This is a genomic window from Amycolatopsis sp. NPDC001319, assembly GCF_042896185.1.
In the GTDB taxonomy this organism is placed as follows: Bacteria; Actinomycetota; Actinomycetes; order Mycobacteriales; family Pseudonocardiaceae; genus Amycolatopsis.
The window spans coordinates 72,346-91,805 of sequence record NZ_JBIAWY010000018.1 but is presented as its reverse complement, the minus strand read 5'-3'; the positions used below and the strand labels follow the sequence as shown (position 1 = coordinate 91,805).

The window sequence follows — 19,460 nt, the reverse complement described above, 5'->3', positions numbered from 1 at the left end:
CCCTCGACGAGCACGTTCGCCGCGTCGGTGGTGCCGCATTCGGGGTCGAAAACCCGGACGTTCTTGATGAGCACGCCACCGGCCTCAAGCACCGAGTTCCGCCGCAGCCAACGCGATCGTCTCCTCTGCCAACGGCAAGAGCTCCGCTTCCCGAGCAGCAGCCGCACGGGAGAGCCGCGTGACGTCGTCGACCCACCGCCGCGTGGCGGCGTCCGGTTCGCCGATCCGCGCGAAACCCCGGTCCAGTAAGCCGGTCGCATCGGCCAGGCGGCCGCGGGCGACGGCCTTGATCGCGCCGAGGGCGTTGGCCAGTGCGCTCGCCGGGCGGGACCACTCGCCGTCGCGGGCGTGCGCCGCGGGGTCGCCGGGACCGGGATCGGGAGCCGCCGAAGTCTCTCGCACCGCCAAGTCCAGGCGCCAGAACAGGGGCACCCCCGCGAAGCGGACGAACAGCAGCCGGCGTTGCGCTGAGTGGAAGAAGTCGGGCGAAGTGCGTACGGCGGCGACCGGGCGTACGCGGTCCAACACCTCCCGGACGTCGGCCAAGCAAGCGGGCACGAGCCCATCGGGGACGAGCCACTCCACGTCGATGTCGCTGAAGGCGTCGGCGGTGCCGGCGGCGAGTGAGCCTCGCAGCCGGGCCACCGACGAAGGGCACGCAGCGGTCAGCGCGGTGGCGACGGCGTCGGCCAGCTGCGCGCGCGTCACCTGCGGAAGAGCTTGTTGCCCAGCCACACGATCGGGTCGTACTTGCGGTCGGCGACCCGTTCCTTCATCGGGATCAGGGCGTTGTCGGTGATGTGGATGCCTTCCGGGCAGACCTCGCTGCAGCACTTCGTGATGTTGCAGTACCCGAGGCCGTGCTCCTCCTGTGCGGCGTCACGACGGTCGGCCACGTCGAGCGGGTGCATTTCCAGCTCGGCGATGCGCATGAGGTACCGCGGGCCCGCGAACGACTCCTTGTTCTCCTCGTGGTCGCGCACCACGTGGCAGGTGTTCTGGCACAGGAAGCACTCGATGCACTTGCGGAACTCCTGCGAGCGCTCGACGTCCACCTGCTGCATCCGGTACTCCCCCGGCTTCAGGTCCGGGGGCGGCGTGAACGACGGGATCTCGCGGGCCTTGGTGTAGTTGAAGGACACGTCCGTCACGAGGTCGCGGATCACGGGGAACGTGCGCATCGGCGTGACGGTGATGACCTCGTCCTCGGTGAACGTCGACATGCGCGTCATGCACATCAGGCGCGGTTTGCCGTTCACCTCGGCCGAGCAGGAGCCGCACTTGCCCGCCTTGCAGTTCCAGCGCACGGCGAGGTCGGAGGCCTGCGTGGCCTGCAAGCGGTGGATGATGTCGAGGACGACCTCGCCCTCGTTCACCTCCACCTTGAAGTCCTGCAGCTCGCCGCCGGTCTCGTCGCCGCGCCACACCCGGAAACTGGCCTTGTAGCTCACGCGTTCCTCCCGGAGTGGTTCTCCAGCTCGGCGTCGGTGAAGTACTTGCCGAGCTCGTCGAGCTCGAACAGCTCGAGCAGGTCCTCCCGGAGCGGGATCTGCTCCTTCTCCACCACGTCGACGTCCGGTACCACGGGATTGTCCCCCGCATTCGCCGAGCACACCAGCAGCTTGTGCCGCCAATCGGCGTCCATGCTGGGGTAGTCGTCGCGCGTGTGGCCACCACGGCTCTCGGTGCGCAGCAGCGCGGCGCGGGCGACGCACTCGCTCACCAGCAGCATGTTGCGCAGGTCCACGGCGAGGTGCCAGCCGGGGTTGAACTGCCGGTGGCCCTCCACGGTCACCTGCGCCATCCGCTGCCGGATCTCGCCGAGCTTCTCCAGCGCCTGGCGGATCTCGCCCGCCTTGCGGATGATGCCGACGAGGTCGTTCATCGACTGCTGCAGCTCGGTGTGCAGCGTGTACGGGTTCTCGGCCACGCCCTGGGCGGGCGGGTCGAACGGTGCCAGCGCCATCTTCGCGGCGGCGTCCACATCGGACTCCGCCACAGCCGGGCGCGCGTCGCCGAGACCGTCCACATAGGACGCCGCGCCGAGACCCGCGCGGCGGCCGAACACCAGCAGGTCGGACAGCGAGTTGCCGCCGAGGCGGTTGGAGCCGTGCATGCCACCGGAGCACTCCCCCGCCGCGAACAGGCCGGGCACGCTCGCCGCGCCCGTGTCCGGGTCGACCTCGATGCCGCCCATCACGTAGTGGCAGGTGGGCCCGACCTCCATGGCCTCCTTGGTGATGTCGACGTCGGCCAGCTCCTTGAACTGGTGGTACATCGACGGCAGCCGGCGGCGGATCTCCTCGGCAGGCAGGCGGCTTGCGATGTCGAGGTAGACACCGCCGTGCGGGGAGCCGCGGCCCTCCTTGACCTCGGAGTTGATGGCGCGGGCCACCTCGTCGCGCGGCAGCAGGTCGGGCGTGCGGCGGTTGTGGTCGGCGTCGGCGTACCAGCGGTCGGCCTCGTCCTCGCTGTCCGCGTACTGGCCCTTGAACACGTCGGGCACGTACTCGAACATGAACCGCTTGTCCTCGGAGTTCTTGAGCACACCGCCGTCGCCGCGCACGCCCTCGGTGACGAGGATGCCCTTCACGCTCGGCGGCCAGACCATCCCCGTGGGGTGGAACTGCACGAACTCCATGTTGATCAGCTTCGCGCCCGCGCGCAGGGCCAGCGCGTGGCCGTCGCCGGTGTACTCCCACGAGTTCGACGTGACCTTGAACGACTTGCCGATGCCGCCCGTCGCGAGCACCACTGCGGGCGCGTCGAACAGGATGAACCGCCCGCTCTCACGCCAGTAGCCGAACGCGCCGGCGATCTTGCCGTCGCTCAGGAGCAGCTCCGTGACGGTGCACTCGGCGAAGACCTTGATCCGCGCCTCGTAGTCGCCGTACTTCGCGAAATCCTCCTGCTGCAGCGAAACGATCTTCTGCTGCATCGTGCGGATCAGCTCGAGCCCCGTGCGGTCACCGACGTGCGCGAGGCGCGGGTAGGTGTGGCCGCCGAAGTTGCGCTGGCTGATGCGCCCGTCGGCCGTGCGGTCGAACAGCGCGCCGTAGGTCTCCAGCTCCCAGACGCGGTCCGGGGCCTCCTTCGCGTGCAATTCGGCCATGCGCCAGTTGTTGAGGAACTTGCCGCCGCGCATGGTGTCGCGGAAGTGCACCTGCCAGTTGTCGTTCGGGTTCGCGTTGCCCATCGACGCCGCGCAGCCGCCCTCGGCCATCACGGTGTGAGCCTTGCCGAACAGGGACTTGCACACCACAGCGACGCTGAAACCGCGTTCGCGGGCCTCGATCACCGCGCGCAGACCGGCGCCGCCGGCACCGATCACCACCACGTCGTAGCTGTGCCGTTCGACCTCGGTCATGAATAGAGCCACCTCGGAGCTTGGACGCCGTTGTCTTACTACTGCCGGAGAGAGGGTGCCGACGCTAGCCGACGAAACGCAGATCCGCGATGGCTCCGCTCGACACGAGCATCACGTAGAGGTCGGTCAGCACCAGCGTGCCGAGCGTGGTCCACGCGAGCTGCATGTGCCGGGTGTTGAGCTTCGAGACCTGCGTCCAGACCCAGTACCGGACGGGATGTTTCGAGAAGTGCTTCAGCCTGCCGCCGGTGACGTGCCGGCACGAGTGACAGGAGAGCGTGTACGCCCAGAGCAGCACCACGTTCGCGACGATGATGATGTTGCCCAGCCCGAAGCCGAACCCGCTGGGGCTCTGGAACGCGACCACGGCGTCGTAGGTGTTCACCAGCGACACGATCACCGCGACGTAGAAGAAGTAGCGGTGCACGTTCTGGATGATCAGCGGCAGCTTCGTCTCGCCGGTGTACTTCCCGTGCGGCTCGGCCACGGCGCACGCGGGCGGCGAGAACCAGACCGAGCGATAGTACGCCTTGCGGTAGTAGTAGCAGGTCAGGCGGAAGCCGAGCAGGAACGGCAGGACCAGCGCCCCGAGCGGGATCCAGCTCGGGAAGTCGCCGAACCAGTGCCCGAAGTGGCTCGAGCCTTCGACGCAGGAAGTGGACACGCACGGCGAGTAGAACGGCGTCAGGTAGTGGTAGTCGGGCACCCAGTACGCGGTGCGCACGAAGGCGCGAACGGTCGCGTAGACGATGAAGGTCGCCAGCCCCAGCACGGTGAGCAGGGGTTGCAGCCACCACCGGTCGGTGCGCAACGTCCGGTCGGCCAGAAGCGCCCGCCCCGGGGAGCGGACGCCGGCGCCGGCCCGGCTGACGTCGTTGTCAGCGGGGGCGCTCACCGCTGGTCGCGCTTGTAGCCGCCAACGCCCTCGTCATCGGCGCCTTGCCACAACGCCGGATCGTAAGGAGTGTCCGGGACGGGCACGCGGTCCACGGGTTTCGCCTGCGCCGGCACGGCGTGCGGGTGGCCGTCCAGCTCCGCGGTGTCGATGTCGAGGCGCTCGACATCGTTGGCCAGCCGGCGCACCGCCGACGCGTCGCCGTACCGAGAGCGCAGGGCGCCCACGCACTGCCGCAACTGGCCGATGGTGCGCCGCAGTTCGGCGAGCTCTGTGGTGGACATCGGGAGCCTCCCTGTTCGGTGGGGCTGACAGGAACCGGGTGACGATCACTTTCGCCACGTACGACTCTGCCTCGCGTTGTGCTATGTGACAAGTAGCACATTCCCTAGCGTATTGCCTCTTGACCTTGGGAGTCGACCCCTCTCGGGGCGTGTCGTGGCGGGTCGGCCGTGGGGGTGCTGGTCAGGCGGTGGATGGCACGGCGGGTTTCAGTCCGGACACGGCCGCGACAGCGGTGTCAGAGCGGTATCAGGGCCGTGTCAGCCGGTGCCGCCAGAGTGGTCCCAAGACCACCACGAAAGGAAGTCCCATGAGCCAGACGGTGTCCGTCCCGCAGGGGTTGCCGATGGAGCGCGACGCGGGACCGTTCGATCCGCCGCGGGAGATCACGCGGTTGCGGGAGGCGCGGCCGGTCAGTCCGATGCTCTTCCCGGACGGGCACGAGGGCTGGCTGGTCACCGGGTACGACGAGGTGCGGCAGCTGCTGGCCGACACGCGCTTCAGCTCGCGGCAGGACCTGGGGGTCATGCACGTGCCCTGCGAGACGCCCGGGATGCCGCCCGCCACGGAGCCGTCGCCGCAGGTGCCCGGGTTGTTCATCGCGATGGATCCGCCGGACCACACGCGGCTGCGGCGCAAGCTGACGGGCGCGTTCACCGTGAAGCGGATGAAGCAGCTGGAGGACCACATCGCCGAGGTCGTGGAGCGGCAGCTGGACGCGATGGTGCGGCTGACGCCGACGGTGGACCTCGTGAAGGAGTTCGCGTTGCCGGTGCCGTCGCTGGTGATCTGCGAGCTGCTGGGGGTGCCGTACGAGGACCGGGCCGACTTCCAGGCCAACTCCGCGAAGTTCCTGGTCAAGGAGCAGGAGCTCGAGGAGAAGATGGCGGCCTACGGTGCGCTGACCACGTACCTCGGCACTCTGGTGGCGGGAAAGCGCGAGAACCCGGGCGAGGACATCCTGTCCGACCTGGCCCGGCAGGAGGACCTCAGCATCGAGGAGCTCACCGGCATCGCGTTCCTGCTGCTGCTCGCCGGCCACGAGACCACGGCGAACATGCTGGCGCTCGGCACGTTCGCGCTGCTGGAACACCCCGAGCAGCTGGCCGAGCTGCGCGCCGACCCGGAGCTGCTGCCCGGGGCCGTCGAGGAGCTCATGCGGTACCTGTCGGTGGTCGACATCAACTTCCGCTACGCCACCGAAGACCTCGAGCTCGGCGGCGAGACGATCCCGGCCGGTTCGACCGTCGTCGTCTCGACGCTGGCCGCCAACCACGACCCGCGGCGCTTCGAGAACCCGGACACGCTGGACATCCGCCGCAACTCGCGCGGCCAGCTGGCGTTCGGCCACGGCGTGCACCAGTGCCTCGGCCAGCAGCTGGCCCGCATCGAGATGCGCGCCGGGTTCGCGGCGCTGCTGCGGCGCTTCCCCACCCTGAAGCTTGCGATCCCCGCTGACCAGGTGAAACTCCGGACGGACATGAACATCTACGGCGTCCACGAGCTGCCCGTCACCTGGACGACCACGGCCCCGTGAGCCCGGAACAAGCGAGCCGCACCCGACACGCGGGTGCGGCTCGCTGTTTGCCGGGATTTACTGAATCGATTTTGATAACCCGCCCGACACCGGCTACCGTGGTGGCCGTCACGTTCCTGAGACGCCAGTGCTGCCGTCCCGCGGACCCCACCACGCAGGACCCCACCACGAAGTGAGCCGGGAGCCGGACATGAGCAGCACACCCGACCCGGCGGTGCACCCCGTCGTCGCCGAGGTCACCGCCCGCATCGTCGAACGCAGCGCCGAAACGCGCGCCGCCCACCTCGCCCGCAGCGCCGCCGCCCACGAAGCAGGCCCGGTGCGCCGTGGTCTCGCGTGCAGCAACCTCGCGCACGGGTTCGCCGCGATGGACGGCGTGGACAAGGCGGCGCTGCGCGAGCTGCGCGCGCCGGGCGTGGCGATCGTGTCGTCCTACAACGACCTGCTGTCGGCCCACCAGCCGATGCAGGAGTACCCCGCGTGGCTGAAGAAGTCGGTGCGCGCGGCGGGCGGCGTCGCGCAGTTCGCGGGTGGCGTGCCCGCGATGTGCGACGGGGTCACGCAGGGCCGGCCGGGCATGGAGCTGTCGCTGTTCAGCCGCGAGGTGATCGCGATGGCGACGGCGATCGCGCTGTCCCACGACCTGTTCGACGCGTCGCTGCTGCTGGGCGTGTGCGACAAGATCGTGCCCGGGCTGCTGATCGGCGCGCTGTCGTTCGGGCACCTGCCGGCGATCCTGGTGCCGGCCGGGCCGATGAACTCCGGCTTGCCCAACAAGGAAAAAGCCCGCGTGCGCCAGCTCTACGCCGAGGGTCTCGCGACGCGCGAAGACCTGCTCGACGCGGAAGCGGCGTCGTACCACTCGGCCGGCACGTGCACCTTCTACGGCACGGCCAACTCGAACCAGATGGTCGTCGAGGTGATGGGCCTGCACCTGCCGGGTGCGAGCTTCGTGCCGCCCAACACGCCGCTGCGCCAAGCGTTGACGGAGGAGGCCGGGCGGCGCGTGGTCGAGCTGTCGCGTGGCGCGTCCTACACGCCGGTTTCCCGGGTGCTGGACGAAAAAGCGTTCGTGAACGGCATCATCGCGCTGCTCGCCACGGGTGGTTCGACCAACCACACGATGCACCTCGTGGCGATCGCCGCGGCGGCGGGCATCCAGCTGACGTGGGACGACTTCTCGGACCTGTCGGCCGTCGTGCCGCTGCTGGCGCGCGTGTACCCGAACGGCAGCGCGGACATCAACCACTTCCACGCCGCCGGCGGCATCCAGTTCCTGGTCGGCACGCTGCTCGACGCCGGGTTCCTGCACGAGGACGTGCACACCGTCGCCGGGTTCGGGCTGCGCCGCTACACGCAGGAGCCGATCCTGTCCGACGGCGAGCTGGTGTGGCGCGACGTGCCCACCCGCAGCCTCGACGAAGACGTGCTGCGCCCGGTGTGGCGGCCGTTCGCCCCGGACGGCGGGCTGCGCATGGTCGCCGGCAATCTCGGCCGGGCCGTGACGAAGGTGTCGGCGGTGGCGCCGGAGCACCGCGTGGTGCAGGCGCCGGCGCGGGTGTTCACGTCGCAGGAGGCGTTCGCGGTCGCGTTCGAGGCCGGTGAGCTGGACCGTGACGTCGTGGTGGTGCTGCGGCAGCAGGGGCCGCAGGCCAACGGCATGCCGGAGCTGCACGGCCTCACGCCGGCGCTGGGTGTGCTGATGGACCGTGGTTTCCAGGTCGCGCTGCTCACCGACGGGCGCATGTCGGGCGCGTCGGGCAAGATCCCGGCGGCCATCCAGGTCACGCCGGAGGCCGCGGTGGGCGGGCCGATCGCCCGCATCGCCGACGGTGACGTCGTCCGCTTCGACGCCCGCTCCGGCACGCTCGACGTGCTGGTCGACGCCGACGAGTTCGCGCACCGTGATCTTCTGGACGCTCCACCGGCGTTCGTGGAAGGCACCGGGCGGGAGCTGTTCGGCGCGCTGCGCCGCGCGGTGGGTCCCGCCGACCAGGGCGCGAGCGTCTTCGGCCCGCTGACGGCCGAGCTGGACCTGCTCCGCGGCGCGCCCGCGGGGCGGGGCACACTCGGACTGCCGTTGCACACCTTGGAAACCCAGGAGGTCGGTCAGTGACCACCGGTCCGGACCTGCTCGCCCTTTCGCCCGTGATGCCCGTGGTCGTGATCGACGACGTCGACGACGCCGTGCCCACCGCGCGCGCGTTGCTCGCCGGCGGGATCGGGGTGATCGAGCTGACGCTGCGCACGCCCGTGGCCCTCGCCGCGATCGAGCGCGTGGCCGCGGAGGTGCCGGACATCGTCGTGGGCGCGGGCACCGTGACGTCGCCGGCGCAGGCCGCGCAGGCCGCCGACATGGGCGCGAAGTTCCTGGTGACGCCCGGCTGCACCGACGCCGTGCTCGACGCCTTGTTCGCCGCCGGGCTGCCGTTCCTGCCAGGCGCCGCGACGGTGTCCGAGGCGATGCGCCTGGCCGAACGTGGCCTGACGGCGCTGAAGTTCTTCCCGGCGGAAGCCAGCGGCGGGGTGGCTTACCTGAAGTCACTGACGGGACCGCTGCCGGACCTGCGCTTCTGCCCGACCGGCGGGATCACCGTGGACTCGGCGCCGTCGTACCTGGCGCTGCCGAACGTCGGCTGCATCGGCGGTTCTTGGCTGACGCCGGCGAAGCTGTTGGCGGCCAAGGACTTCGGGACGGTCGAGAAGCTGGCCGCCGAGGCCGCCGCGCTGCGCAGCTGAACCGCCTTGCTCTGCCGTTCCCCGTGCGGGGTGGGGAACGGCAGGGCCGCAGTGCTTCGCCGCAGCCGTTCCTCACCGCGGCCGTTCCTCACCGCAGCCGTGCCTCACCGCAGCCGTTCCTCACCGCAGCCGTTCCTCACCGCAGCCGTGCCTCACCGCAGCCGTAGGTCGTCGCAGCCGCGCCTCGCCGCGACCAGGCCTCGCCGCGACCGTGCTTCATCGCGACCATGCTTCATTGCGGCCGTGCTTCGCCGCGGTCGTGCGCCTGGCGAACCGCCGGGTCGTTCGAAGTTCGGCTTCCGGGAACGGGTTTCGCGGCGCCGGGTGGCGAGATCAGTCGATGGTGGCGTCGTCCAGGAGGCTGGATTCGGCGCCGAACTCGCGGAGCTCGTCGCGGATGACGGTGTAGGCGAGGCCCTGCGGGTAGCCCTTGCGGCCGAGGAAGCCGAGGAGGCGGCGGATGGCCGTCTGCTCGTCGACGTTGCCGAGGGACCCCAGGCGTTTGCGAACGAGCTCACGGGCCCGCTGTTCCTCCGCCTCGCGGTCGACCTCGCCGGCGGCCTGGGTGGCGATCTCGTCGTCGACGCCTTTGCGGCGCAGCTCGGCGACGAGCGCCGTGCGAGAGAGGCCCTGACCGGCGTGCCGGGCTTTGACCCACATCTCGGCGAACTCGGCGTCGTTGACGAGGCCGGCGCGGTCGAGCTTGCCGAGCAGGGTTTCGGTGGTGTCGTCGTCGAAACCCTTGCGCCGCAACGTCTGCCGCAGCTCCTCGACAGTTCGCGGCCGCGCCGCCAGGAGATCGAAGCAGATCTCCTTGGCTTTCTTGGCCCGCTCCTCCGGCGGCAGCTCCGCCGGCTCCACCTTCGGCGCCCTCGCCACTACGCCCTTCCTCCCTCACGCACCCTCTGCACCTCCGCCCCGCCGAGCCCTCTCCGCCCGACGACGCGCCACCACTCCCCCACCCACGGGCCGACCCGGCCACGCGGGCGAACTCACCTCACCAACGCAACTACGCCAGGTTCTGCAAACTTGCCTAGCGAGGCTTGGTGCGGGTTCGCACCCCACAAGACACCGACGAGAGAAACCGGCGAGCGCCCTCAACGAGCACGCCACACCCATCCCTCCCCGGCGACTTCACCTCACCAACGCAACCCCGCCGGGGGTCCAGGGGGCTTGCCCCCTGGCGGGGGTGTGGGGGTTCGACCCCCACAAGACACCACGGAAGGGGATCGGCGAGCGCTCACCGCGAACGCACCCCACCCCTCCCCTTCCCGATCAGAAGTCGACCGGCGCCGGAACCGCAGCTTCGACGACCTCGGCGTCGACCTGCGGGCCGATGCCCAGCTTCTCCTTGATGCGCTTCTCGATCTCGTTGGCGATGTCCGGGTTGTCGCGCAGGAACTTCCGCGCGTTTTCCTTGCCCTGGCCGAGCTGGTCGCCCTCGTAGGTGTACCAGGCGCCGGACTTGCGCAGGATGCCCTGGTCGACGCCCATGTCGATGAGCGAACCCTCGCGGGAGACGCCGACGCCGTAGAGGATGTCGAACTCGGCCTGCTTGAAGGGCGGGGCCATCTTGTTCTTCACGACCTTGACGCGGGTGCGGTTGCCGACCGGCTCGCCGCCGTCCTTGAGGGTCTCGATGCGGCGCACGTCGAGGCGGATCGAGGCGTAGAACTTCAGCGCCTTACCACCGGTCGTGGTCTCCGGGGACCCGAACATGACGCCGATCTTCTCGCGCAGCTGGTTGATGAAGATCGCGGTGGTGCCGGAGTTGTTCATCGCACCTGTCATCTTGCGCAGCGCCTGGCTCATCAGCCGGGCCTGGAGGCCGACGTGCGAGTCGCCCATTTCGCCCTCGATCTCGGCGCGCGGCACGAGCGCGGCGACGGAGTCGATGACCAGGATGTCGAGCGCGCCGGAGCGGATCAGCATGTCCGCGATCTCCAGCGCCTGCTCACCGGTGTCCGGCTGGGAGACCAGCAGCGCGTCGGTGTCCACGCCGAGCTTCTTGGCGTACTCCGGGTCCAGCGCGTGCTCCGCGTCGATGAACGCCGCGATGCCGCCGTTCTTCTGCGCGTTGGCCACCGCGTGCAGGGCGACCGTGGTCTTACCGGAGGACTCCGGGCCGTACACCTCGATGACGCGGCCGCGGGGCAGCCCGCCGATGCCGAGTGCGACGTCGAGGGCGATCGCGCCGGTCGGGATCACGGCGATGGGCGCGCGGCCCTCTTCGCCGAGGCGCATCACCGAGCCCTTGCCGTACTGCTTGTCGATCTGCGCAAGGGCAAGTTCGAGCGCCTTGTCCTTGTCGGGTGCTGCTGGCATTGGGGTCCACCTCGCTGGTTGGCCTGTGTGGCTTGTTCGGTTGTCCAGATCAAGCTCTGTCCGGTCCGACGCTACGGGGAGGGACCGACAATTCCCGGCACGGCGACCGATCTGTGGATCGCCGGCCCCCGGTGTGCACAACACTGTAGACGAACAGGTGTTCGAGGATTGTGGCGACACGCCCGTCCGCTAGGATTTTTCGCCCTTCCGAGCTCCCCTTCCCCGGGACGAACCAGTGAACCGCAGGTCAGCGCCGTTCCGGCGGGATGTCGAAGGCTTCGCACACCTCACGCCAGATCTGCTTCGCCGGGATCCCCGCCGCCAGAGCCTGGTCGACGGTCCTCCCCCCGAGCCCGCTGAGCACGTGGTCCTGGGCCAGGACCTCGGCCCGTCCGGGGCCGAACTCGTCCGCCATGAGCCGCCGGAACACCGTGATACGCATCGGCCGAATGCTAACTCGCGACCTTCCCGGCGGCGCGAACGGCCCGTTCGCGCCGCGGCAGCGAACGAAAACTTCTCACTCGCCGGGCTGCACGCTCTGCTCGAAGTAGTCCGCCAGCGTCCCCGGGGTCGGTGCGGCGCCCTGACCTGCGGAATTGACCTGGTAGATGAACCCGGCGAGCGGCCGGTCGGACACCGTGAACACCAGCACCGCCGCGTTCTGCCCGGCCGCTGACGAGTAGTGGCCCTCCAGTCCGTTGCCCTTCCACGCGGCCTCCACGCGGTCGCCGCCGGCGGAGGCGAGCAGCCCGTCCGTGTACTGCTTCAGCACCGCGGCCGAGGTGCCCTGCACGTACGTCACCTGCGAGCCCGCGCGGCCCGGTGCCGCGCACGTCGAGGTGGCGCCGAGGCTCTGCGCGGGCGCGGCGGGGCCGTTGCCCATGCCTGGATGGCAGCCGCCGGTGTCGGCGATCTTCCCCGCGAGCTGGCGCAGGCACCCGGTGAGGCCCTGGGCGTCGGCCGGCCCGGGCGTGCGGCACTGGTCCGCGGTGTAGGTCTGCACCGACGAGGACGACGTCAGGAACACCGTGAGCCCCGCGGCGAGGACCACGACCACCGCCACCGCGACGCCTATCCACAGCTTCGTCCGGCTCTTCTTCGCCGGCGCGGCGGCAGCGGTGGCCGGCGAATACGTCGGGAAGTTCGACGGCGCCGGCCCCGCCGGGAAAGACGGCTGCGCGTACCCGGCCGGAGGCTGCTGCGGGGGCGGCGGCGGATACCCGCCCGGCGCGTACGCGGGCGCACCCACCGCGACCTGGCCTTCCACGTTCTGCGTCCGCATCGACAGCCCGTCGCGCGCCACGTGCTGCGCGCCGAGCGCCACGGCCGTTTCCGGCTGGTCGAGGCTCGCGGGCACCACGCCGATCTTCTCCGCGATCATCGAGCCGACCAGCGGCAGCCGGCTCGACCCGCCGACCAGGTAGATGCCCGCGAGGCGGTCCGGCGTGAGCCCGGCCGTCCGCAGTGTGCGCGCGAGCAGCTCCACGCTGCGCAGCATCGCCGGGCGCACCAGGCCTTCGAGCTCGCCGCGCGTGACCAGCACGTCCTTGAACGGCTCCGGCATCGGCACCTCGGTCTGCGGGTGCCGTGACAGCGCCTCCTTGGCCGCCTTCACGTCCTCCTGCAACGCGCGCCGCGTGCGCCGGTCCGCGGTGGACTCCGGCCGCAGAAGGCGTTGCCAGCGCTGGGGATCCGAGTGCGAGACCTCACGCCCCACGTGCACCATCAGCGCCTGGTCGACGTCGAGGCCACCGAGGTCGGGCAGGCCGTCTTCGGCGAGCACGACGTAGCCGTTCTGCGTCGCGCCGACCACGGCCACGTCGAACGTGCCCGCGCCCAGGTCGTACACCGCGAGCGCCTGACCGGGCGCGAGGCCCTTGCCCGGGAACGACGCGAAGTGCGCGGCCGCGGCGACGGGTTCGGGCACCAGGACCACGCTCGCGCCGATGCCCGCGAGCCGGGCCGAGGACAGCAGGACGTTGCGGCGCACCGGCCCCCACTGCGCGGGGTGCGTGAGGCGGACCTCGTCGGGCTGCTCGCCGCCGAGCTGGCGGGTCGTCTCGTCGAGCACGCGGCGCAGGATCGCGGCGAGGGCTTCGTTGACGGGCACGACGTCGGTGCCCAGCAGCAGCGTCTGCTCGTCGATGCGGCGTTTCGGGTTGGGCTCGAACCGGGTGGGGTCCAGGCGCGCGCGGCGCTCGGCGTCGCGGCCCACCATGATCGTGCCGTCCTCGCCGGCGAAGATCGCCGAGGGCATGTTGGCCGACCCGTCCACCTCGACGACCCGCGGCGGCCTGCCGTACGCCGAAAGGACGGCGACCGTGTTGGACGTCCCCAGGTCCACCGACAGGATCCGCACTTCCACTCCCCCTGTGTTTTCTGCCCCGGCTCCGCCGGGGCGTGCGAGATCGCCTCTGAGCCGGCTTCGGGATTGTACGGTCGGATCGGCCCGGGGGCCGATCGCACCGCACAATCCCGAAGCCGGCGCGATCTCGCTGGTGGGTCGCCTGGAGAGGACGACCGGGCGGAGGGGTTGGGGCGAGTGGTCACGGACGTGACGCAGTGCACGTCCGGGTCGCCCGGTCGGGTGGTCGGCAGCGGCGTGACCTGGGCGTTCGCCGCGAGGGGACCGTTCGCGACAGCGGGAATCGGAAACTGTCGGGGGTGCCGCGCATCATGGAGGACGTGGCAGCAGACGTCCTCGACCTCTTCTCCCCCGCGACCCGCACGTGGTTCGAGGGGGCGTTCGCCGCGCCGACCGCGGCGCAGGAAGGGGCCTGGCGGGCCGCGCACGCCGGGCAGCACGCCCTGGTCGTGGCGCCCACCGGGTCCGGCAAGACGCTGTCCGCGTTCCTGTGGGCGCTCGACCGGCTGTCGGTGGAACCACCGCCGGTGGAGCCGCGCAAGCGCTGCCGGATCCTCTACGTCTCGCCGTTGAAGGCGCTGGCGGTCGACGTGCAGCGCAACCTGCGCGCGCCGCTCGCGGGGATCTCGCAGGCATCGCGGCGGCTGGGACTGCCGGTGCCGGAGATCGAGGTCGGCATGCGCACCGGCGACACCACGGCGGCCGAGCGCCGGTCGTTCGGCAAGACCCCGCCCGACGTGCTGGTGACCACGCCGGAGTCGCTGTTCCTCATCCTCACTTCGTCGGCGCGGGAGTCGCTCGCGGGTGTGGAGACGGTGATCGTCGACGAGGTCCACGCCGTGGCGGGCGGCAAGCGGGGCGCACACCTGGCGGTGTCCCTGGAGCGGCTCGACGCGCTGCTGCCGAAGCCCGCGCAGCGGATCGGACTGTCGGCCACCGTGCGGCCGGTCGACGAGGTGAGCTCCTTCCTCGCCGGCGGGCGGCCGGTCACGGTGGTGCAGCCGAAGCTCGCGAAGACCATCGAGGTCCGCGTCGAGGTGCCGGTGGAGGACATGGCGAACCTCGACGGGCCGGCGCCGTCGCCGATGGAGCGGCTGGAGAACCTCACGTCGTTGTCGCAGCTGCCTTCCGAGGGCGGCATCGGCACGCAGGAGGAGATCGCGGGCGCCGAGGTGAAGCGGCCGTCGATCTGGCCGGCGGTCGAGGAACGGGTGCTGGAGCTGATCCAGGCGCACCGGTCGACCATCGTGTTCGCCAACTCGCGGCGGCTCACCGAACGGCTCACGGCGCGGCTCAACGAGCTGGCGGCCGAGCAGACGGAGCTGCGGGCCGGCGACGCGTTCCCCGCCGAGGCGATCGGACAGTCCGGGCTCACGACCGGTGCGGTGCCGACGATCGCGCGCGCCCACCACGGGTCGATGTCGCGGGAGCAGCGCACCCACGTGGAAGAGGAACTGAAGTCCGGGCGGCTGCCGTGCGTGGTGGCGACGTCGTCGCTGGAGCTGGGCATCGACATGGGCGCGGTCGACCTCGTGGTGCAGATCGAGGCGCCGCCCACGGTCGCGTCGGGGCTGCAGCGGGTCGGGCGCGCCGGGCACCAGGTGGGGGCTGTGTCGTCCGGGGTGATGTTCCCCAAGTTCCGCGGTGACCTGGTGTCGTGCGCGGTGGTCGCGGAGCGGATGGCCGCGGGCGCGATCGAGGCCGTGCGGTACCCGCGCAACCCGCTCGACGTGCTGGCGCAGCACGTGGTGGCGATGGTGGCGCTCGAGTCGTGGACGGTGCCGGAGATCGCGGCGCTCGTGCGGCGGGCGGCACCGTTCTCCGCGTTGCCCGACGACGCGTTGCACGCGGTGCTCGACATGCTGGCCGGGCGGTACCCGAGCGAGGAGTTCGGCGAGCTGCGGGCGCGGATCACCTGGGACCGCGTGACCGGTGAGCTGCACGGGCGGCCGGGCTCGCAGCGGCTGGCGGTCACGTCGGGCGGCACGATCCCCGACCGCGGGCTGTTCACCGTGATGACACCGGGGGCCGACGACAAACCGGGCTCGCGCGTGGGCGAGTTCGACGAGGAGATGGTGTACGAGTCGCGTGTCGGCGACACCATCCTGCTGGGCACGTCGTCGTGGCGGATCACGGACATCACCCACGACCGCGTGATCGTGGTGCCGGCGCCGGGCGAGCCCGCGCGGATGCCGTTCTGGAAGGGCGACGCGGCGGGACGGCCGCTGGAGCTGGGGCGGGCGCTGGGCGCGTTCGTTCGGGAACTGTCCACTTCGGACAGCGCGGCGGCGCGGAACCGGGCCGCGGCGGCGGGCCTCGACCAGCGGGCGTGCGACAACCTGCTGGCGTACCTGGAGGAGCAGAAGGCGGCGACGCGGCATGTGCCGAACGACCGCACGATCCTGTTGGAGCGCTACCGCGACGAGCTGGGCGACTGGCGGATCGTGGTGCACTCGCCGTTCGGGGCGCAGGTCAACGCTCCGTGGGCGCTGGCGATCGCCGCGCGTTTGCGGGAGAACCGGGGTGTCGACGCGCAGGTGGCGCACTCCGACGACGGCATCGTGCTGCGGCTGCCCGACGCGCTCGACGCCGAGGGCGGCGAGGTCACCATCGGCGCCGACGACGTGCTGCTGGACCCGGAGGAGGTCGAGCAGCTGATCGTCGCGGAGGTCGGTGGGTCGGCGGTGTTCGCCGCACGGTTCCGCGAGTGCGCGGCGCGGTCGCTGCTGCTGCCGCGGCGCGACCCGCGGCGCCGGACGCCGTTGTGGCAGCAGCGGCAGCGGGCGTCGCAGCTGCTGACGGTGGCGGCGAAGTACGAGCGCTTCCCCGTGGTGCTGGAGGCGATGCGGGAGGTCCTGCAGGACGTCTACGACGTGGGCGGGCTGCGGGAGCTGATGGCCGACGTCCGGGCGCGGCGCGTGCGGCTGGTGGAGGTGGAGACGCCGGCGGCGTCGCCGTTCGCGCGGAGCCTGCTGTTCGGGTACGTCGGGATGTTCCTGTACGAGACCGACGCGCCGCTGGCCGAGCGGCGGGCGGCCGCGTTGTCGCTGGACTCCGGGTTGCTGGCCGAGCTGCTCGGCACGGAGGCGATCCGGGAGCTGCTGGATCCCGACGCCGTGCGCGAGGTGGAGCGGTCGCTGCAGCGGCTGGATCCGGAGCGGCACGCGCGTTCGGCGGAGGACGCGGCCGACCTGTTGCGGTTCCTCGGTGATCTGTCCACTGTGGAGGCTCTGGAACGGGGGATCCAGCCGGAGTGGCTGGAGGAGCTGGAAGCCGCGCGGCGGGCGATCCGGGTGCGGATCGCGGGCGAGGAACGGTTCCTGGCGATCGAGGACGCCGGGCGGGTGCGCGACGCGCTGGGGGTCGCGCTGCCGGTGGGGGTGCCCGAGGCGTTCACGGAACCGGTGGAGGACCCGCTGGGCGACCTGCTCGGGCGGTACGCGCGGATCCGCGCACCGTTCCCGGCTTCGGCGGCGGCCGCGCGGTTCGGGCTCGGCCCGGCGGTGGTCACGGGCGTGCTGGAGCGGCTGACCGGGCAGGGGCGGCTGGTCCGGGGTGAACTGAGCCCGGTCGGGCACCCGGACACCCACGGCGTGGGGCTCGAATACTGCGACGCGGCGGTGCTGCGGCGGCTGCGAAGGGCGTCGCTGGCGAAGCTGCGGGCGGAGGTCGAGCCCGTGGAGCCGGCGGCGCTGGGCCGGTTCCTGCCGTCGTGGCACGGGATCGGCGCGCGGGTGCGCTCGGCGCCGACGGCGGACGACGTGCTGTCGGTGGTCGAGCAGCTGGCGGGTGCGCCGTTGCCGGCGAGTGCCGTGGAGTCGCTGATCCTGCCGAGCCGGCTGCCGGGCTACTCCCCCGGCCTGCTCGACGAGCTCACCACGGCGGGCGAGGTCACGTGGGCGGGCTGCGGCGCGCTGTCCGGCGGGGACGGATGGCTGGCGCTCGCGCCGACGGACGTGGCCGACCTGTTGCTGCCGGAGGTCGAGGAGAACGCGCCGTCGAGCCCGGTGCACGAGGCTCTGCTGTCCACTTTGGAAGGTGGCGCACTGTTCTTCCGGCAGCTGGTGGACCGGGTTTCGCCGCAGCTGGACTCGCCGCCGAACGACGGTGACATCGCGGGTGCGCTGTGGGATCTGGTGTGGGCCGGGCTGGTCACGGGCGACACGCTGGCACCGCTGCGCGCGCAGGTCGCGGGCCACGGCGCGCACAAACCTCGGCGGCAGGCTCCGCGCGGCCGGTACGCGCGGCTGCGGGCGGGGCGCCCGGCGATGCCGTCGCGCACCGGTCCGCCGACGGTCGCGGGACGCTGGGCCCTCACGCCGGCGCGGGAGACCGATCCGACGCGCCGGGCCCACGCGCGCACGGAGGCGTTCCTCGAACGGCACGGCGTGCTCACGCGCGGCGCCCTCGACACCGAACGGGTCACGGGCGGTTTTTCCGGGATTTACAAGGTGTTGCGCGGCATGGAGGACTCGGGGCAGGTCGTGCGCGGCTACGTGGTGGAGGGCCTCGGCGCGGCGCAGTTCGCGGCGAAGGGCGCGGTCGACCGCCTACGTGCCTTGTCGGGCCCCGCGCCCGGCACGGACGGCTGGTCCGGCTCTCCGGCCCGGGCCGGCAGCGACCGCGCGGTGGTCCTGGCCGCCGCCGACCCCGCCCAGCCCTACGGCGCGGCCCTGCCCTGGCCCGCCGCCACCGGCGACACGAAACACCGCCCCGCGCGCAAGGCCGGCGCCCTCGCGGTCCTCGTCGACGGCGTCCCCGCCCTCTACGTCGAACGCGGCGGCCGCTCCCTGCTGAGCTTCACCGAGGACCGCGCCCCCCTCCAAGCCGCGGCCGCGGGCCTCTCCACCGCCGTCCGCGAGGGCTGGCTGGGCCAACTGGCCGTCCAACGCGCCGACGGCGAACAAGCCCTCACCTCCGAACTCGCCGACGTCCTCCGCGAGGCCGGCTTCCGCGCAACCCCGAAGGGACTGCGATTGCGGGCCTGAGCGCCGCGGAGTGCCAGCGCGGCGGGCCCGGCCGCCGCAGAGTTCCCGGGCTGACGCCAAGGACCGCTGCTACACACCCGCCCGCCGCCGATCCGAAACAGCGGCGCGGCCCGCGGTCGCACTCCTGAACACCGCGGGCCCGCGCGACGGCGAAGAAAGGCCGGTGCCGGTTTGACCATCTCGGTCGACCGACGACACCGAAGCGCCAGCGGCCGCCGCCCAGATGCCACGGACTCCGGCCGTGCTCCCGAGCGCTGCGGAGTAGGCACTGAACGGAGGATCTGCGACTGAGCACCCGACCGCCGCAAGTCAGAGCGACGGCGACGAACCGCCGATGCCGGAAGGGCGGCCGGCTGCTCGCCCAGGTACCACGGGCGCCGGTGCGCTCGTGACTGCCACGGATGGGAGCCGAGGCCGAAGGCTCGGTGAGTGTGGAGCTCGCCGCCGCAGGGGTGGTTGTGGCTGGGTGGCCGCCGCGAGCGGTGGAGGGCGGCGAGGGGCGGTGGCGGCCCGGCGCAGCGCGAAGGCAGGGCGGGAGGACTGCGGCTGCGCAGCCGACCGCTGTGGGTCGTGGCCGACGGCGGAAGTCGTGCGCGGCCTGGGCGGGGTCGGCGAGGAGCTGCGGCGGGTGCGCGGCTGAGCGATGAAGAGTTCCGGGATCCGTCGAAGGACCTCGGACCGAGGGGCTGACCAGCCGTGGATGCCGGGTGGGGTGGGACGGGGTCGAGAGCGGAAGCGGTGCTCGGCCGGGGCCGGGCCGGCGAGAAGGGGCGCCGGGTGCGCGGCTAAGCGATGAAGAGTTCCGGGATCCGTCGAAGGGCTCCGGACCGAGGGGCTGACCAGCCGTGAGTGCCGGGTGGGGCTGGGTCGAGAGCGGAAGCGGTGCTCGGCCGGGGCCGGGCCGGCGAGAAGGGGCGCCGGGTGCGCGGCTAAGCGATGAAGAGTTCCGGGATCCGTCGAAG

The 19,460-nt window shown here is 71.6% G+C and carries 13 protein-coding genes; 4 read left to right on the top strand and 9 right to left on the bottom strand.

Going from position 1 to position 19,460, the window contains the following annotated elements:
- Positions 1-84: 84 nt before the first annotated feature.
- From ACFY1H_RS43805 to ACFY1H_RS43785, 5 genes are all read right to left on the bottom strand, one after another.
- A complete protein-coding gene (locus tag ACFY1H_RS43805) occupies positions 85-708 on the bottom strand; it encodes a hypothetical protein (protein ID WP_366583757.1) in 624 nt (207 codons plus the stop codon).
- Positions 705-1,451 (bottom strand): succinate dehydrogenase/fumarate reductase iron-sulfur subunit, encoded by a 747-nt coding sequence (locus ACFY1H_RS43800; protein WP_285969195.1) that lies wholly within the window; start codon positions 1,449-1,451, stop codon positions 705-707. Before ACFY1H_RS43800 ends, ACFY1H_RS43805 begins: the two co-directional genes overlap by 4 nt.
- Positions 1,448-3,367, bottom strand: a complete 1,920-nt coding sequence (locus ACFY1H_RS43795; protein ID WP_386956022.1) for a fumarate reductase/succinate dehydrogenase flavoprotein subunit — start codon at positions 3,365-3,367, stop codon at positions 1,448-1,450. The genes ACFY1H_RS43800 and ACFY1H_RS43795 overlap by 4 nt, the downstream gene beginning before the upstream one ends.
- Before the next feature lie 64 nt (positions 3,368-3,431).
- A complete protein-coding gene (locus ACFY1H_RS43790; RefSeq protein WP_386956021.1) occupies positions 3,432-4,262 on the bottom strand; it encodes a hypothetical protein in 831 nt (276 codons plus the stop codon).
- On the bottom strand, positions 4,259-4,546 hold the full coding sequence (locus ACFY1H_RS43785; protein ID WP_220238087.1) for a hypothetical protein: 288 nt from the start codon (positions 4,544-4,546) through the stop codon (positions 4,259-4,261). Before ACFY1H_RS43785 ends, ACFY1H_RS43790 begins: the two co-directional genes overlap by 4 nt.
- A 308-nt stretch (positions 4,547-4,854) precedes the next feature.
- Between ACFY1H_RS43785 and ACFY1H_RS43780 the strand changes: the two genes are divergently transcribed.
- The 3 genes from ACFY1H_RS43780 (at position 4,855) to eda (ending at position 8,820) form a co-directional block, all read left to right on the top strand.
- Positions 4,855-6,081 carry a cytochrome P450 gene (locus ACFY1H_RS43780; protein ID WP_386956020.1) on the top strand — a complete coding sequence of 409 codons (1,227 nt, stop codon included), beginning with the start codon at positions 4,855-4,857 and terminating at the stop codon, positions 6,079-6,081.
- A 190-nt stretch (positions 6,082-6,271) separates the two neighbouring features.
- Positions 6,272-8,197, top strand: a complete 1,926-nt coding sequence (edd, locus tag ACFY1H_RS43775) for a phosphogluconate dehydratase (protein WP_386956019.1) — start codon at positions 6,272-6,274, stop codon at positions 8,195-8,197.
- Positions 8,194-8,820 (top strand): bifunctional 4-hydroxy-2-oxoglutarate aldolase/2-dehydro-3-deoxy-phosphogluconate aldolase, encoded by a 627-nt coding sequence (gene eda / locus ACFY1H_RS43770; RefSeq protein WP_386956018.1) that lies wholly within the window; start codon positions 8,194-8,196, stop codon positions 8,818-8,820. The genes edd and eda overlap by 4 nt, the downstream gene beginning before the upstream one ends.
- 333 nt (positions 8,821-9,153) lie before the next feature.
- Here eda and ACFY1H_RS43765 read toward each other — a convergent pair whose 3' ends face one another.
- From ACFY1H_RS43765 to ACFY1H_RS43750, 4 genes are all read right to left on the bottom strand, one after another.
- Complete coding sequence (locus ACFY1H_RS43765) at positions 9,154-9,681, bottom strand: regulatory protein RecX (RefSeq protein ID WP_366583831.1); 528 nt, start codon at positions 9,679-9,681, stop codon at positions 9,154-9,156.
- Positions 9,682-10,095: 414 nt separating this feature from the next.
- Complete coding sequence (gene recA, locus ACFY1H_RS43760; RefSeq protein ID WP_366583751.1) at positions 10,096-11,145, bottom strand: recombinase RecA; 1,050 nt, start codon at positions 11,143-11,145, stop codon at positions 10,096-10,098.
- Positions 11,146-11,392: 247 nt separating this feature from the next.
- A complete protein-coding gene (locus tag ACFY1H_RS43755) occupies positions 11,393-11,587 on the bottom strand; it encodes a DUF3046 domain-containing protein (RefSeq protein ID WP_360605301.1) in 195 nt (64 codons plus the stop codon).
- 75 nt (positions 11,588-11,662) lie between these two features.
- Entirely contained in the window at positions 11,663-13,504 is a 1,842-nt protein-coding gene (locus tag ACFY1H_RS43750; RefSeq protein ID WP_366583750.1) for an Hsp70 family protein, read from the bottom strand.
- Between the two features lie 317 nt (positions 13,505-13,821).
- On the opposite strand from ACFY1H_RS43750, the gene ACFY1H_RS43745 reads away from it, so the two are divergent.
- Positions 13,822-18,498, top strand: coding sequence for an ATP-dependent helicase (locus ACFY1H_RS43745; RefSeq protein ID WP_386956084.1), 4,677 nt, complete (start codon positions 13,822-13,824; stop codon positions 18,496-18,498).
- The last annotated feature ends 962 nt before the right edge of the window (positions 18,499-19,460 follow it).

What these genes read in the sequence shown, in the direction of transcription:
- recA (WP_366583751.1), bottom strand. Translation starts at nt 11,145, where the DNA reads ATGCCAGCAGCACCCGACAAGGACAAGGCGCTCGAACTTGCCCTTGCG.
- ACFY1H_RS43785 (WP_220238087.1), bottom strand. Translation starts at nt 4,546, where the DNA reads ATGTCCACCACAGAGCTCGCCGAACTGCGGCGCACCATCGGCCAGTTG.
- ACFY1H_RS43745 (WP_386956084.1), top strand. Translation starts at nt 13,822, where the DNA reads ATGGAGGACGTGGCAGCAGACGTCCTCGACCTCTTCTCCCCCGCGACC.
- edd (WP_386956019.1), top strand. Translation starts at nt 6,272, where the DNA reads ATGAGCAGCACACCCGACCCGGCGGTGCACCCCGTCGTCGCCGAGGTC.
- ACFY1H_RS43795 (WP_386956022.1), bottom strand. Translation starts at nt 3,367, where the DNA reads ATGACCGAGGTCGAACGGCACAGCTACGACGTGGTGGTGATCGGTGCC.
- ACFY1H_RS43780 (WP_386956020.1), top strand. Translation starts at nt 4,855, where the DNA reads ATGAGCCAGACGGTGTCCGTCCCGCAGGGGTTGCCGATGGAGCGCGAC.
- ACFY1H_RS43755 (WP_360605301.1), bottom strand. Translation starts at nt 11,587, where the DNA reads ATGCGTATCACGGTGTTCCGGCGGCTCATGGCGGACGAGTTCGGCCCC.